Origin of the sequence: Aeromonas sp. WP2-W18-CRE-05, assembly GCF_014168615.1 — a bacterium.
Taxonomy (GTDB): Bacteria; Pseudomonadota; Gammaproteobacteria; order Enterobacterales; family Aeromonadaceae; genus Aeromonas; species Aeromonas caviae.
In genome coordinates this window covers 348,014-361,448 of the sequence record NZ_AP021917.1, presented here as the reverse complement: position 1 = coordinate 361,448, position 13,435 = coordinate 348,014, and the positions used below count along the sequence as shown (strand labels likewise).

Here is a 13,435-nt window from a genome sequence, read left to right as displayed (position 1 = left end):
ATCGCGAGCAGAGGTGGATATGATGACAATGCAGTGGTGGGACATCGCGCCCCTTGGCTGGGAGAACATCCTGGTCTGTCTGGTGTGTGGCACCCTGGTGGGGCTGGAGCGGCAGCTTCGCGGCAAGCCGGTGGGGATCCGCACCTCTTCCCTCATCGTGCTCGGCACCTACTGTTTTCTCGCCATCGGCGCCGCCGTCAGCCCTCAGGGCGCCGATCAGGCGCGGGTGCTGGGTCAGCTCATCACCGGGGTCGGCTTTCTCGGGGCCGGGGTGATGATGACCCGGGATGGTCAGGTGCTGGGGGTGACCTCCGCCGCCGCCATCTGGATGCTGGCCGCCCTCGGCGCCCTCATCGGCATGGACATGCTGCATCAGGCGCTGCTGCTCACCGTCGTCACCCTCTCCATCCTGGTGGGGGTGGACTATCTGGAAGCCAGCTTCAAGAGCCTGCGCCGCGGGGTGCACAACAGGCTGGAACACTGGCGCCACGGGGCCGAGCCCTCGGTCTCTTCCCGCCGGGACGATCTGGGCAGCGGCATCGAGAAGTAAGCCGCCACCATGAAAAAGGGCTCCATCATGGAGCCCTTTCTGTTGTCTGCCTCCCTCAGCGCACCAGCAGGAAGCGGCCAGTGAGGGGTGGCAAGTCCACCGTCACGCTGCTGCCACCGATGGCCAGGTTTTCGCCGCTCTGCAGATCCACCAGGGCGCTGCCGCTGCGCAGCTTGCCGACCGGCACGGCGTAGCTCTGGGGCGTGGTGGAGACGTTGAGCAGGTAGACTACTTGCTCACCCGCCGTCTGCTTGATGTCGCCATAGACGCTCCCCTCGGCCACCAGCTTGACCCGCTCCCCCTGATAGAGGGCCGGGTGCCCGGCGCGCAAGGCCAGCAGATCGCTCAGCCACTGCTTGAGCTCGGCCTGCTCGCTGCTCGGCACGAAGCCGGTGACACCGGGAACCTTGCCATCGCTGCGGGCCACGTGATCATCGCAGAGCCCCTGGGCCGCACAGTCGCCCCCCACCTGACTGGCAAAGCCAGGCACCTCGTCGCCAAACTCCTCGCCATAGTAGAAGGTAATGGGACCGGAGCGGGCGGCCATGAAGCTGAAGGCCGCCTTGTGGCGCTGCCAGTAGTCCGCCCCATTGAAGTTGCCCCGCTCCAGCAGATCGCCGAAGCGCACCAGATCGTGGTTGCCCAGCATCAGGTTGGGCATGGCATGGTCCGGGTAGTTCTCCACCTTGTTCCAGCTGGCGTCGAGCACGCTGGCCCCCTGCCCGCCTTTGCCGGACTCTTCCACCGCCAGCGCCTGTACCAGGCCGTAGCGCAGGGGGAAGTCGAACGCCGAAGAGAGCGCCGGGTTGTCGCTCGGGCCATAGGCCTGGGCGCGGATCTCGTCGGCGCCCTTCCACACTTCCCCCACCATGTAGCCGAGGGTGCCCCACTGCTGGCCGGCGGCCTTGCGCGCCGCGCTGGCCTGGGTCACCTCGCTGCGAATGGCGCGCCAGTCATCCAGCCCCAACTGATAAGCCTGATCGAGGCGCCAGCCGTCGATGCCGTACTGCTCGACCCAGTAACGGGCCACCTCCTTGAAGTAGGCCAGACTCTCGGGCTGGCCGTAATCCACCAGTTGGCCCGGGTAGCCTGCGCCGCCGCTCTTGAGGGCAGGCAGCCGCCCCTCTGGTGAAGGCTTGCTCACCCCCACCTTGTTGACGTGGCCGAACACCCCGTCGAGGAAGACATAGAGCCCGCGCTGGTGCGCCCCGTCCACCAGTTGCTTGAGCTGGGCGTTGCTGCCGAAGTTGGGATCCACGTTGAAGAAGTCGCAGGCGAAGTAGCCGGTGGCATCCAGCCGGTCGTCCCCGGCCTGGCCGGCGCAGGAGTCAAACACCGGAGTGAGCCAGATGGCGTTGACGTTGAGGCTCTTGATGTGGTCGAGGCTGTCGATGATCCCCTGCAGATCGCCGTTGTGCCGGGAGGGGCCGTAGCCGACGCCGTAGTTGGCGCTGCCGTCGCCGTCGACGAAGGACTCCACCATCACCTGGTAGGTGCGCAGGTTGCAGGCTGGCTGATCATTGCCGTAGCAGGCGCGGCTGGCCGACGCGGGGGGCGGATTGACCACCGGAGGCTGGGGGTCACTGCTGCCACCGCCTCCCCCGCTGCCGCAAGCCGTCAGTAACAGGGCGGCCCCGATGAGGCCGCCACGACGCAACGTTCCTTGTTTCATTGTTATGTTCCCGCTGTGGTGGATGGGCGCCCAAAGCGCCGCACTGGGGTCATGATATCGACCTGACCGACGCGGGTCTGTGACTGAAAACGTTACCTGACTCAACGAGTTAGCATGTCAGAATCGATGCATGTTGCGATCGGGGAAGGCGGCGCGCTCGTCGATGGGCAGGATCAGGTGGTAGACCTCGTGGGCCGCCAGGGTGAAGCCCGTGGGCCACGCCAGTTGATGGCGATCATCGATGAAGACACGGGCGAAGCGACGCTCGGTCTCCATGGCCGCAAACAGCGGCTGGCCGCGCCAGGGGGTGAGATCCAGCACGCCTGTGGTGCCGTCGGAGAGCACCACGAACAAAGACCAGCCCTGCATATATTCCACATCGATGAAGACCGGCATCCCTTCGGCTCCGATTGAGAAATTCGGCGCCATTATAGGCACGACCCTTGTCTCGATGTGCCAGCAGGATCACAGTTTTCCCAGCGTTTTATGCTCTCTTCGAACCCTGCATCCCGTCACAAAAAATCATAAAACGTGCCAACTTTTCAATGTATACCCCATGCCCATGCAACCTTTGCCAGGCGCCACTGTCATACTCCTGCACCATAACAACAATGCGTCCGGGGACTGGGCGCAAACAGGTTTGCAGGAACAATATGACCACCATCAGACAATGGCTGGGACCGGTTTGGCCCATCGCCGTCTTTTCATTGATCGCGCTCATCTCCCTGACCGTCAGCCGCCTTGGCCTGGGGCTCTGGCAACTGGAACGGGTGGATGCCGTCTCTGGCTGGCAGGAGATGCTGCTGCAAGGCATTCGCGTCGACGCTGCCACCCTCTGCTGGGTCTGGGGCGTACCCGCCGTCTTGACCCAGTTGCTGGCCGGGCCCCACGCACCGGGGCGGCTCTGGATGCAGCTTATCCGGATCTGGCTCACCCTGGGGCTCTGGCTGATGCTCTTTCTCGAGATCTCCACTCCCGCCTTCGTCACCGAATACGGGGTACGCCCCAACCGCCTCTATGTGGAGTACCTCATCTATCCGAAGGAGGTGCTCTCCATGCTGTGGGCTGGCCGCAAGGGCGAGCTGCTGCTGGCCGTGATCTTCAGCGGCGCCGTGCTGGGCGGTGGCTGGTGGCTGAGCGGCCGCCTGGTGCGTGACCTAAGCTTCCCCCGCTGGTACTGGCGCCCCGCCTTCGCCCTGCTGATCCTCGCCGTCGGCTTCCTCGGCGCCCGCTCCAGTCTCGGCCATCGCGCCCTGAACCCGGCCATGGTGGCCTTTGCCGACGATCCCCTGGTCAACGCCCTCACCGTCAACTCCGCCTACTCCCTCTTCTTTGCCATCAAGCAGATGGGGGCCGAGGAGGATGCCAGCCAGTTTTACGGCAAGATGGCTGACCATCAGGTACTCGACATAGTCCGCGAGGAGAGCGGTCGCCCTCTCGGCGATTTTACCTCTGCCGATCTGCCGAGCCAGACCTTCAACACGGCCAGCTACCAGGGCAAGCCCAAAAACCTGGTGATCCTGCTGCAAGAGAGTCTGGGGGCCCAGTTCGTCGGCTCCCTCGGCGGCCTGCCGCTCACCCCGAACATCGATGCCTTGTCGAAAGAGGGTTGGGCGTTCGAGCAGCTCTACGCCACCGGTACCCGTTCGGTACGCGGCATCGAGGCGGTGCTCACCGGCTTCACGCCGACCCCGGCCCAGGCCGTGGTCAAGCTCGGCAAGAGCCAGACCAACTTCTTCACCATCGCCGACCTGCTCAAGCAGCGAGGCTATGACACCAGCTTCATCTATGGCGGCGAGAGCCACTTCGACAACATGCGCAGCTTCTTCCTCGGCAACGGCTTCACCACCATCGTCGAGCAGAAGGACTTCAAGAACCCGGTGTTCGAGGGATCCTGGGGCGCCTCGGATGAAGATCTGATGGCCAAGGCCAACGAGACCTTCGCGGCGCTGCACAAGGAGGGCAAACCCTTCTTCAGCCTGGTGTTCAGCTCCAGCAACCACGATCCCTTCGAATTCCCCGACAACCGCATCGCCCTGTACGAGCAGCCCAAGCAGACCCGCAACAACGCCGCCAAGTACGCGGACTACGCCGTCGGCGAGTTCTTCAAGAAGGCCAGGGCATCGGACTACTGGAAGGACACCCTGTTCCTGGTCATCGCCGATCACGACAGCCGGGTCGGGGGAGCCAGCCTGGTGCCCATCCCCCGCTTCCATATCCCGGGGGTCATCCTGGGGGACGGCATAGCACCGAGAAAGGACCCCCGCATCGTCAGCCAGATCGACATGGCCCCGACCCTGCTCTCCCTCATGGGCATCAGTGCCGACTACCCCATGCTGGGCAAGGATCTCACCCGCATGCCCGCCGACTGGCCGGGACGCGCCATCATGCAGTACGACAAGAACTTCGCCCTGATGCGTGGCAAGGATGTGGTGATCCTGCAGCCCGAGCGGGCGCCGGAAGGCTTCATCTACGAGGATGCGACCGAGACGCTCACCCCGGCGCCGCAGCCGGGCGCCATGAAGGATGCCGCCCTGGGGCTGGTCCTGTGGGGCAGCCTGGCCTATCAGCAGGGGCTCTACCGGACGGCGCAGGACAGCCGGCTGGCTCTCAACTGAGGAACCGCCCACAAAAAAACCGCCCTCGGGCGGTTTTTTCTTGCGGCTCGCCCCGTCAGGGGTGGGGGAAGCAGGGAAGCGAGCGGCTGAACCTGTGCTCGAACACCAGGGAGGTCTCGAGGTGCACCACCTCTTCCCGGGAGGTGAAGTGATCGAAGACGAAATTGCGCAGGTGTTCGGTATCGGAGACGCACAGGTGCACCAGGAAATCATCCTTGCCGCCCATGTGGAACAGGCTGATCACCTCGGGCAGGGCCAGGATGGCGTCGCGAAACGCATCGATGATCTGGCGGCTGTGACGGGCCAGTTGCAGGGAGACCATGGCCTGGATGTGACCGCCCAGGGCCTGGTAATCCACCTCGCAGTGCGCCCCCTTGAGCACGCCATCCTGCTGCAGCTTGCGCACCCGCTCCAGACAGGTGGACGGCGCCACCCCGACCAGGGCCGCCAAATCCTTGTTGGTCATGCCCGCATCGCGAAACAGATGGGCCAGGATGTCCAAGTCCAGTTGATCCAGGTTTCTCATCTCTACTCCTTGCATCGCTCGATTTTTTTAGACTCTGCCCGTAAACCGGGCCGAACACAACGCAGATTGACATCGCCTCCGGCCCCTCTATGCTGTGCCGCACCCGCGGGATGCCCATCCCGTTGATCCCGACCACCACGAGGAACCCCATGCTCAATGCCCATCCCTTCTGGAGCCTGGACGTTCCACGGCTCGACGGCCAGCTCCTGCTCACCCCCTGCCCCGGCAGCCAGCAAGTCCCCATGGCCCACGCCCTTGCCCAGTTGCAGCTGGCCGGTGCCGGCGGGGTGCTGACCCTGATGACGGAGGAGGAGCTGGCCCTGTGCGGGTCCCTCTCTCTCGGGCAGCTGGTGCAGGCCAGAGGCATGAGCTGGTTCCATCTGCCCATTGCGGATGACGAGGCACCGGATGCCGCCTTCGAACAGGCCTGGCCCGGGGTGCAACTCCGACTGCTCGCCCTGCTGCGCGAGGGACGGCACCTGGCCATTCACTGCCACGGAGGAAGCGGGCGTACCGGGCTTGCGGCCGCCCTGCTGCTGATGACCCAGGGGCTGCCCCAGCAGGAGGCCATGACCCTCATCCGGGCCAGACGGCCACGGGCCTTCACCCTGGCCTGCCACCGTCACTGGCTCGATACCCGTGGGCGGCGGCTGGCCGGGGCGGACTGATGGGCTCTATCCCTTGGGCTGCTGGTAGGTAAACACCTTGCCGATGTCTTCCACCTTGTAGCTGGTCAACTGGTAGACGTAATAGTTGAGCCAGTTGGAAAACAGCAGGTGACCGTGGCTACGCCAGGTGGCGCGCGGGGTCTGGCTCGGGTCGTTGTTCGGGTAATAGTTGACCGGAATGACGGGGGTGAGCCCGGCCGCCAGATCCCGCCGGTATTCCCCATCCAGGGTCAGGGCGTCATATTCCGGATGGCCGGTGACGAACACCTGGCGACAATCCTTGGTGGCGGCCAGATAGACGCCCGCCTCTTCCGACTCGGCGAAGATCTGCAGATCGGTGTGGGCGCGGATGAGATCCCCGTCGAAGGCCGCATAGCGGGAGTGGGGCGCCACGAATTCGTCATCGAAGCCGCGCAGCAGCGCCTCGTGCTCGTCGAGGCGGTGGTGGCGATAGACCCCGGAGAGCTTCTCGCCGTGGGTCTGTTTCTCCATGCCGTACAAGGCTTTCAGCGCCGCCTGCACCGCCCAGCAGAGGAAGAGGGTGGAGGTGACATGCTGATGGGACCACTCGATGATCTCGACGATGCGGGGCCAATAGACCACCTCCTCGAACTCTACCAGCCCGAGCGGCGCCCCCGTGATGATCATGCCGTCGTAGTTGTTGCCTCTCACCTGCTCGAAGTCGTGATAGAAGTTCTCCAGGTGCGCCTGGGGCGTGTTTTTCGACTCCCGATCGTCGATGCGCAACAGATCCACGTCCACCTGCAAGGGCGAGTTGGAGAGCATCCGCATCAGCTGGATCTCGGTTTCTATCTTCTTGGGCATCAGATTGAGGATGAGCACCCGCAGCGGGCGGATGTTCTGGGTGACGGCCCGGGATTCCGTCATCACGAAGATGTTCTCCTGCCCCAGCACTTCGGCGGCGGGCAACTGGTCCGGGATCTTGATCGGCATGCTGACTCCCTGTACTGCATCGGTAAATATGTCTGGACATCTAGAAGCCTATAACAAAGCGCTCCCGCTGTCATCAGATACCTTTTGTATTCACCCCGCCCTTTGACTAGCATACGGCTCAGTGTGTCCCTCGTGCCCAACCCCATGACAGGAATCAAGATCTCCGTAGAACGGCTGCAAGTCGGCAATTATGTCTCCCTGCCTTTGGGATGGCGTGAGCACCCGTTTCTGTTCTCCAGCTTCAAGCTCAAGAGCGAGGAGGAGATCGAGCTTATTCGTCGCCTTGGCCTCAAGCTGGTGACCATCATTCCCGACAAGAGCGACACGCCGCCCAAGCCCCTCGGCCAGACCCAGCCCCAGGCAGATGAGGTTGAGGGAGAGGGTCTCCTCGCCCGCCAGGAGGAGATGCAGCAGGAGAAACTGCGGCGCATCGAGCAGTTGCAGCGCTATCGCCGCGACCTGCAGCAGTGCGAGAAACAATTCCGCCAATCCCTGGCCCAGGTGCGCAACCTCATGGGCAAGATCCAGTCCCGCCCCCTCAACGCCATCAGCGAGGCCCAGGAGCTGATCAACGCCATGACGGAGCAGCTCCTCTCGGTGGACGAGATGGTGCTGCACCTGGTCTCCGACAGCGATGATGGCAACAGCCTGCAGTTTCACTCCCTCAACGTCAGCGTGCTCAGCATGCTGCTCGCCCGGGAGTGCAAGTTGCCGGCCGAGGCGATCCGCCAGGTCGGCATGGGGGCCCTGTTCCACGACATCGGCAAGCTGAGGATCCCGAGCCAGATCCTGCGCAAGACGGAGCCGCTGACCAAGCCGGAGCAGAACCTGATGGCCCAGCATCCCCGCTACGGCCTGGAACTGCTGGGGCTGGTCAGCGATTTTCCGGAAGCGGCCAAGCAGATAGTGCAGAACCACCACGAGTATCTGGACGGCACCGGCCCCCAGGGGCTCAAGGGGGATCAGCTCGATCCCCTCACCCAGATCGTCTCCCTCATCAACGAGTACGACAACCTCTGCCACCTGGAGGCCAAGGTGCCCTACGCGGCCCTCGGCAGCCTCTACAAGCAGCGCAAGTCCCAGTTCAACGCCGATCACCTCGGCATGCTGATCCGGCTGATGGGGGTCTATCCCCCGGGCAGCGTGGTGCAGCTCTCCAACGGCCAGGTGGGGCTGGTGATGTCGGTCAACGCCTCCCGCCTGCTCTACCCCGCCGTGCTGGTATACGACCCCCGCATTCCGCGCCAGGAGGCGGCCATCATCGACCTCGACGCGGCCGGGCTGACCATCGCCAAGGTGATCCAGCCCAAACGCCTGCCCCCGGCGGTGTTCGAATACCTCAACCCCCGCACCCGGATCAGCTACTACTTCGAACACGGCAAGCCCTGAGAGGGCTGGCCCCACCCAAGGAGTCCCCATGCGCATCGAGATCATCAGCACAGGCGACGAGATAGTGACCGGCCTGGTGGTGGACACCAATGCCGCCTGGCTCAGCGCCCTCTTGCTGGAGCAGGGCTGGCAGGTGCGCCGCCGCGCCACCGTGGGGGACAACCTCGCGGATCTGACAGCCGTGCTGCAGGAGAGCGCCAACCGCGCCGAGGTGGTACTGGTGTGCGGGGGGCTCGGCCCCACGGCGGACGACCTCACCGCCCAGGCCGCGGCCGAGGCGTTTGACCAGCCCCTGACCCTGTTCCCGGGCTGGCTCGCCACCATGGCCGAACGCTATGCCAGCCGGGGCCGCACCATGGCACGGAGCAACACCAAGCAGGCCTGGCTGCCCCGGGACTGCGAGATCCTCGACAACCCGGTGGGCACCGCCTGCGGCTTTGTGGTCTGCCACCCGGCCAGCCACGGCCAGAGCCGGCTCTTCTTCACCCCGGGCGTGCCGTTCGAATTCAAGCAGATGGTGCGCGAACAGATCATGCCCCGCCTCAAGGTGCTGGCCGGGGAAGAGACCGACACCGAGCTGCGCCGTTTCTACACCTTCGGCGTCTCGGAGTCCGCCCTCAGCGACATGCTGGATGCGGCCCCCTGGCCTGCCGGCATCGAGCTGGGCTACCGCTCCTCCATGCCTCTCATCGAGCTCAAGCTCATCGGCCACGGTGCCAGCACCGCCGACATGGACGCCGCCGAGGCGAGGCTGCTTGCGGCCATCGCCCCCTGGCTGGTGGGGCGTGGCAACGAGGCGCCTGCCAGCCAGATCCTGGCCCTGCTGGGGGAGCGGTCGCTGCACCTGCAAGAAGGGGAGAGCCGGGGCGCCCTGCTGGCCATGTGTCACGGGCACCCGGCCCTGACCGCCGGCTTCAGCCACACCCTGAGCGACGATCTGACTCAACTGGCGGTGCCCGCCGCCCCCCTGAGCCTCACCATAGGCCGTGCCGGGCCGGACGGCGTGCCGCTGCTGCTCTGCGCCGACGGGCAACTGCACGGCCAGACGCTCAGGGTCAGCCACCCGGATCCCGCGAGCGGTCGCCGGATCCTCGCCTTCGCCGCCCTCGACATGCTGCGCCGCCACCTGCTGGGGCTGCCGGTGCTCGCCGATTACCTCACCCTGACCCGAACGGCCAGATGCCAGGAGGGCGCCCGGGGCTAGAAGTGAGCCAAGCCTGCGCCGCCATGGACCCAGTACCCGGCGAGCGCCAGGGTCAGCAGGCAGAAGGCCCTCTCGTAGCCCCCGCCGCTCTTGAGGGGCAGGCAGGGCAGGCGAAAGCGCCGACGCCAGGGCCAGAGCAGGGGAATGCCCATGGGGGTGAGCCAGTCCCCCAGCAGATGGCTGAGATAGCCCACGATGAGGGCATCCTTCACCGCCCCCGACAGCAACCAGGGGGCTTCCACCTGGGCCAGCCCCCAGACCCCCATCCCCACCGCCAGCAGGCTGTGGGTGAAACCGCGATGGCCGAACAGCCGGGAGAGCGGCCCCGAGATCCAGGGCAGTTGCCGCCCGAGCAGGGAGCAGGGGTGATCGAGATCCGGCAGCAGGGCGCTCACCAGGGCCATGGGGACGATGTGCCACAGGCTGGCATCGGCCAGGGCCGGAGTCAGCCCGACCTTGTGGGCAAGCAGGACGCAGGTGACGGAAAACAGCAGGTGGCCTTGGGCGGTCATGGGGCTCGTTCGGTTGGACAGAAAAAGGGGCTGATCGGTGGCGACCAGGGTCCTCGCCCTGAGGCGGCGGCAGATTAAAATCCTTCTCTTCCTGCCTGGCAAGGTGATTTGCATCGCCTCCCTCAACGTGATGGACACTCTGGATAGCGAAAGCATAAAAAGTCAGCATATTGCGCTAAAAAACTGCAATGGAGCCCATGGCATGGCCGGCTCTGCCCCTCTCCCGTCAGCCGATATTTCCTCAACCCGGCTCACCCATTTGCATTCAGATCGTTGACCCGGAAGGAAAAATACCCGAATACTGCGCGTTGGATCCGCCCCGGCGGCATTGGATGCCGGCAAGGAGAGGCCCCGGCATGGGGCAAACCGGACAGGGACAACGAAGGAGGGCCCGGTGTTAAGCAAAGCGTGGTTTCAGCTGTCGGCCGACATGAGCTATGTCTGCCTGCGCATCACCCCGGGCCTCACCGAGCCCATCCAGGAAAGCGACGTCCTGGCCCTGCTGCGACTCTCCAACTGTCGGCGCTACGAACCCCTCGGCGAGGGGATCCGCGAAGCCGTCACCCTGCTCAACGCCCTCATCGCAGAGCCGGATGCCCCCGCCCATCCGCCAGTCCCCATTGCCCGGCGCCAGGATGCCAGGCTGCTCATCCAGGTGGACAAGGACCAGATGAGCGCCAGGGCGCAGATCACCGCGGACTGGGGCGGCCAGCCCCTGACCCTGGCCCGGTTGCAGGAGGCCCTGGCGGCCAGCACGGTCAAGCAGGGGGTGAGCGAGCGACTGCTTGCCGCCGCCATCCAGGCAGCGGGTGAGGCGGCCCCCGGTGCCCAGCTCAATCCCGTCATCGCCCTCGGCAAGGCCGCCAGGCACGGCCTGGATACCCGCCTGGAGCGGCTGGTGGAGACCGCAGCCGAGCGGATCCTCAAACCCCAGGAGCGGGATCACGGCAAGGTGGACATGCGCGACCTCGGCACCCTGCTCACCGTCAAGGCGGGGGCGTTGCTGATGCGCAGGCACCCCGCCACCCAGGGCATCGACGGCTTCACCGTGACGGGCCAGACCCTGACCGCCCGCCACGGCAAGGAGAGCGCCATGACGCCGGGTGACGGCACCTGCCTCTCCCCCGAGGACCCGGACCTGCTGCTGGCGACCCGCCCGGGGCTCCCCTGTCAGGAGCGTGCCGGGATGCGGGTCGACGAGGTGCTCAACGTCAAGCAGGTCGACATCCGCCACGGTCACGTCGAGTTCGAGGGATCCCTGCTGGTCACCGGGGACGTCATGCCCGGCATGCGCGTCAAGACCAGCGGTGACGTGGTGATCGGCGGCTTCGTCGAGGGCGGCTACATCGAATCCGGCGGCACCATCACGGTGCGCAACGGCATCATAGGGCGCAAGCTGGCGGACGACGAATACCTCTGCCACCTCAACGCCGGGGGGGAGATCCACGCCAGCTATGCCCAGTACGCCAGGCTGGAGGCCGATGGCGACATCCATATCCTGAGCCAGCTCAGTCACTGCTATTGCCGCAGCGGCCAGGATCTCAAGGTGGGAGACAGCGCCATGCGCAAGGGGCACCTCATCGGCGGCATCAACATCGCCAATCGGCTCATCATGGCCCCGGTGCTCGGAGCCTCGGCGGCCAACCGGACCCGGTTGCAGATCCTCGGTGGCTATTTCAGCCAGAAGGAGCAGGAGCTGGCGCTGCGCCAGCGCAAACAGACCTGCGCCGAGCAGATAGACAAGCTGCAGGATCTCATCCTGCGTCTGCTGCAACTGCCCCGTGACAAGCGCAATCCCGAGACCCTGCAGAAGATCAAGGCGCTGCGCACCCGCCAGTTCGACGAGAGCAAGAGCCTGGACGAGCAGCTCGCCGAGGCGCAGCGGGAGCTGCAGGCGCTCATGGCCAACATGGACATCATCGCCACCCAGCGCCTCTTCCCCGGCGTCGAGGTGGAGATGGCCCACCACCACAACAGGGTCGACATCGAGCACGGCCCCATCCACTTCGCCATCCGGGAAGATCAGCTGCAACTGACCCCCTACCAGGGCCAGCGCTGAGGGGCAACGTGCCCCCGCGTCGGCAGGCGGCGTGATCCCGGCGGCGATTTTCGCTACACTCGGCCTCCCCATGGCCCCATCGGGCGGGCCGGCCAGACTCAGGTAGTGAGAAGATGTACAAGCTGATCGCATTGGATATGGATGGCACCCTGCTGACCCCAGAGGGCCGAATCTCCCCCCGCACCCAGGCCGCCATCGCGGCAGCCCGCGCCAAGGGCGTGACCGTGGTGCTGGCCTCCGGCCGCCCGCTGGAAGGCATGACCGCCGCCCTGACCGAGCTGGGCCTCACCGGCCAGGATGACTACGTCATCTGCTACAACGGCGCCCTGGTGCAGCAGGTATCCGAGCAACGCATCATCCGCAGCCAGTTGCTGACCGGCAGCGATGCCCGTGCCATCGCCCACCTGGCCTGTGAGCTGGGGGTGAACATCCACGGCTTCTCCGTCCGCCAGGGGCTCATCAGCCCAAAGATCAGCCCCTATACCGAGCACGAATCCCGCCTCATCGGTCAACCCATCAACCTGGTGGACTTCGCCACCCTGCCCGACGACGAGCAGATCATGAAGGTGATGATGATTGACCCAGAGCCCCTGCTCTCCCGTGCCATCGCCCAGCTGCCCGCCGAACTCCACGAGCGCTATACCGTGGTGCGCAGCGCACCCTATTTCCTCGAGTTCATGAACAAGCGCAGCAACAAGGGCACCGGCGTCGCCGCCCTGGCCGAGCACCTGGGGCTGGATGCCTCCCAGGTGATCGCGGTGGGGGATGCGGGCAACGATCACCACATGATCGCCTACGCCGGACTCGGGGTCGCCATGGGCAACGCCACCGACGAGATCAAGGCGCTGGCACAGCACACCACGGGGCGCAACGATGAAGACGGGGTCGCCCAGGTGATCGAACGTTTCATCCTGAACGCCTGAGTCGACAAGGGGCCCTGCGGGCCCCTTCTGCTATCCGGCCGCCCGGCCAGATGTTTAATATATCCACCATCAAATCTCTCACCGCACCAGCACCTCCCCCTCAAGTCCCTTTAAATGGGACTCATAGCCGTATCCCGGCATCAATTGTTAACATAATTGCATCATTTTGTTTGACATATTGAACGGCCTTGGCAGACTGGAGGCAGGATCCAGGCTGTCGTTGCCAAGGCTGACCGACGATTCTGGCACGCTGGCGCGACCCTGATCCCACGACCATGCCTTGAGGCATGCCCTTGCGAGCCGAGGCGGCAAGGGCCTTCCCAAGGCGCAGGATGAGACCGCCAAGGATAGCCAAGGTGA

The 13,435-nt window shown here is 65.1% G+C and carries 12 protein-coding genes; 7 read left to right on the top strand and 5 right to left on the bottom strand.

The window, feature by feature from the left end; translation table 11 throughout:
* Window positions 1–19 precede the first annotated feature (19 nt).
* On the top strand, window positions 20–550 hold the full coding sequence (locus H7R73_RS01745) for an MgtC/SapB family protein (protein ID WP_039039793.1): 531 nt from the start codon (window positions 20–22) through the stop codon (window positions 548–550).
* 55 nt (window positions 551–605) lie between these two features.
* Here the strand turns inward: H7R73_RS01745 and H7R73_RS01740 are convergent, their stop codons facing one another.
* Both H7R73_RS01740 and H7R73_RS01735 read right to left on the bottom strand, forming a co-directional pair.
* Window positions 606–2,222: an alpha-amylase family protein gene (locus H7R73_RS01740; protein WP_103259405.1), complete on the bottom strand. Its 1,617-nt coding sequence runs from the start codon at window positions 2,220–2,222 to the stop codon at window positions 606–608.
* Between the two features lie 117 nt (window positions 2,223–2,339).
* Window positions 2,340–2,618: a DUF2442 domain-containing protein gene (locus H7R73_RS01735; RefSeq protein WP_041214353.1), complete on the bottom strand. Its 279-nt coding sequence runs from the start codon at window positions 2,616–2,618 to the stop codon at window positions 2,340–2,342.
* A 257-nt stretch (window positions 2,619–2,875) separates the two neighbouring features.
* Here H7R73_RS01735 and H7R73_RS01730 point away from each other — a divergent pair, with 257 nt between their 5' ends.
* On the top strand, window positions 2,876–4,840 hold the full coding sequence (locus tag H7R73_RS01730; RefSeq protein ID WP_103259404.1) for an LTA synthase family protein: 1,965 nt from the start codon (window positions 2,876–2,878) through the stop codon (window positions 4,838–4,840).
* Between the two features lie 55 nt (window positions 4,841–4,895).
* On the opposite strand, the gene H7R73_RS01725 is transcribed toward H7R73_RS01730, so the two are convergent.
* A complete protein-coding gene (locus H7R73_RS01725; protein ID WP_010672715.1) occupies window positions 4,896–5,366 on the bottom strand; it encodes an Lrp/AsnC family transcriptional regulator in 471 nt (156 codons plus the stop codon).
* A gap of 149 nt (window positions 5,367–5,515) precedes the next feature.
* Between H7R73_RS01725 and H7R73_RS01720 the strand changes: the two genes are divergently transcribed.
* Entirely contained in the window at window positions 5,516–6,034 is a 519-nt protein-coding gene (locus H7R73_RS01720) for a phosphatase domain-containing protein (protein ID WP_182951456.1), read from the top strand.
* 6 nt (window positions 6,035–6,040) lie between these two features.
* On the opposite strand, the gene metA is transcribed toward H7R73_RS01720, so the two are convergent.
* On the bottom strand, window positions 6,041–6,988 hold the full coding sequence (gene metA / locus H7R73_RS01715) for a homoserine O-acetyltransferase MetA (RefSeq protein WP_010672713.1): 948 nt from the start codon (window positions 6,986–6,988) through the stop codon (window positions 6,041–6,043).
* Between the two features lie 144 nt (window positions 6,989–7,132).
* Between metA and H7R73_RS01710 the strand changes: the two genes are divergently transcribed.
* The gene (locus H7R73_RS01710; protein ID WP_182951455.1) at window positions 7,133–8,377 is read left to right on the top strand and encodes an HD-GYP domain-containing protein; all 1,245 of its coding nucleotides are present in this window, start codon (window positions 7,133–7,135) and stop codon (window positions 8,375–8,377) included.
* 28 nt (window positions 8,378–8,405) lie between these two features.
* On the top strand, window positions 8,406–9,581 hold the full coding sequence (locus H7R73_RS01705; RefSeq protein ID WP_103259401.1) for a molybdopterin-binding protein: 1,176 nt from the start codon (window positions 8,406–8,408) through the stop codon (window positions 9,579–9,581).
* Here H7R73_RS01705 and H7R73_RS01700 read toward each other — a convergent pair.
* Entirely contained in the window at window positions 9,578–10,093 is a 516-nt protein-coding gene (locus H7R73_RS01700) for a metal-dependent hydrolase (protein WP_103259400.1), read from the bottom strand. The genes H7R73_RS01705 and H7R73_RS01700 overlap by 4 nt on opposite strands.
* A 394-nt stretch (window positions 10,094–10,487) precedes the next feature.
* Between H7R73_RS01700 and H7R73_RS01695 the strand changes: the two genes are divergently transcribed.
* Both H7R73_RS01695 and yidA read left to right on the top strand, forming a co-directional pair.
* Window positions 10,488–12,152: a DUF342 domain-containing protein gene (locus tag H7R73_RS01695; protein WP_042864529.1), complete on the top strand. Its 1,665-nt coding sequence runs from the start codon at window positions 10,488–10,490 to the stop codon at window positions 12,150–12,152.
* 113 nt (window positions 12,153–12,265) lie between these two features.
* Complete coding sequence (gene yidA / locus H7R73_RS01690) at window positions 12,266–13,075, top strand: sugar-phosphatase (RefSeq protein ID WP_103259399.1); 810 nt, start codon at window positions 12,266–12,268, stop codon at window positions 13,073–13,075.
* Window positions 13,076–13,435 lie beyond the last annotated feature (360 nt).

What these genes read in the sequence shown, in the direction of transcription:
- H7R73_RS01745 (WP_039039793.1), top strand. Translation starts at nt 20, where the DNA reads ATGATGACAATGCAGTGGTGGGACATCGCGCCCCTTGGCTGGGAGAAC.
- H7R73_RS01740 (WP_103259405.1), bottom strand. Translation starts at nt 2,222, where the DNA reads ATGAAACAAGGAACGTTGCGTCGTGGCGGCCTCATCGGGGCCGCCCTG.
- H7R73_RS01735 (WP_041214353.1), bottom strand. Translation starts at nt 2,618, where the DNA reads ATGCCGGTCTTCATCGATGTGGAATATATGCAGGGCTGGTCTTTGTTC.
- H7R73_RS01730 (WP_103259404.1), top strand. Translation starts at nt 2,876, where the DNA reads ATGACCACCATCAGACAATGGCTGGGACCGGTTTGGCCCATCGCCGTC.
- H7R73_RS01725 (WP_010672715.1), bottom strand. Translation starts at nt 5,366, where the DNA reads ATGAGAAACCTGGATCAACTGGACTTGGACATCCTGGCCCATCTGTTT.
- H7R73_RS01720 (WP_182951456.1), top strand. Translation starts at nt 5,516, where the DNA reads ATGCTCAATGCCCATCCCTTCTGGAGCCTGGACGTTCCACGGCTCGAC.
- metA (WP_010672713.1), bottom strand. Translation starts at nt 6,988, where the DNA reads ATGCCGATCAAGATCCCGGACCAGTTGCCCGCCGCCGAAGTGCTGGGG.
- H7R73_RS01710 (WP_182951455.1), top strand. Translation starts at nt 7,133, where the DNA reads ATGACAGGAATCAAGATCTCCGTAGAACGGCTGCAAGTCGGCAATTAT.
- H7R73_RS01705 (WP_103259401.1), top strand. Translation starts at nt 8,406, where the DNA reads ATGCGCATCGAGATCATCAGCACAGGCGACGAGATAGTGACCGGCCTG.
- H7R73_RS01700 (WP_103259400.1), bottom strand. Translation starts at nt 10,093, where the DNA reads ATGACCGCCCAAGGCCACCTGCTGTTTTCCGTCACCTGCGTCCTGCTT.
- yidA (WP_103259399.1), top strand. Translation starts at nt 12,266, where the DNA reads ATGTACAAGCTGATCGCATTGGATATGGATGGCACCCTGCTGACCCCA.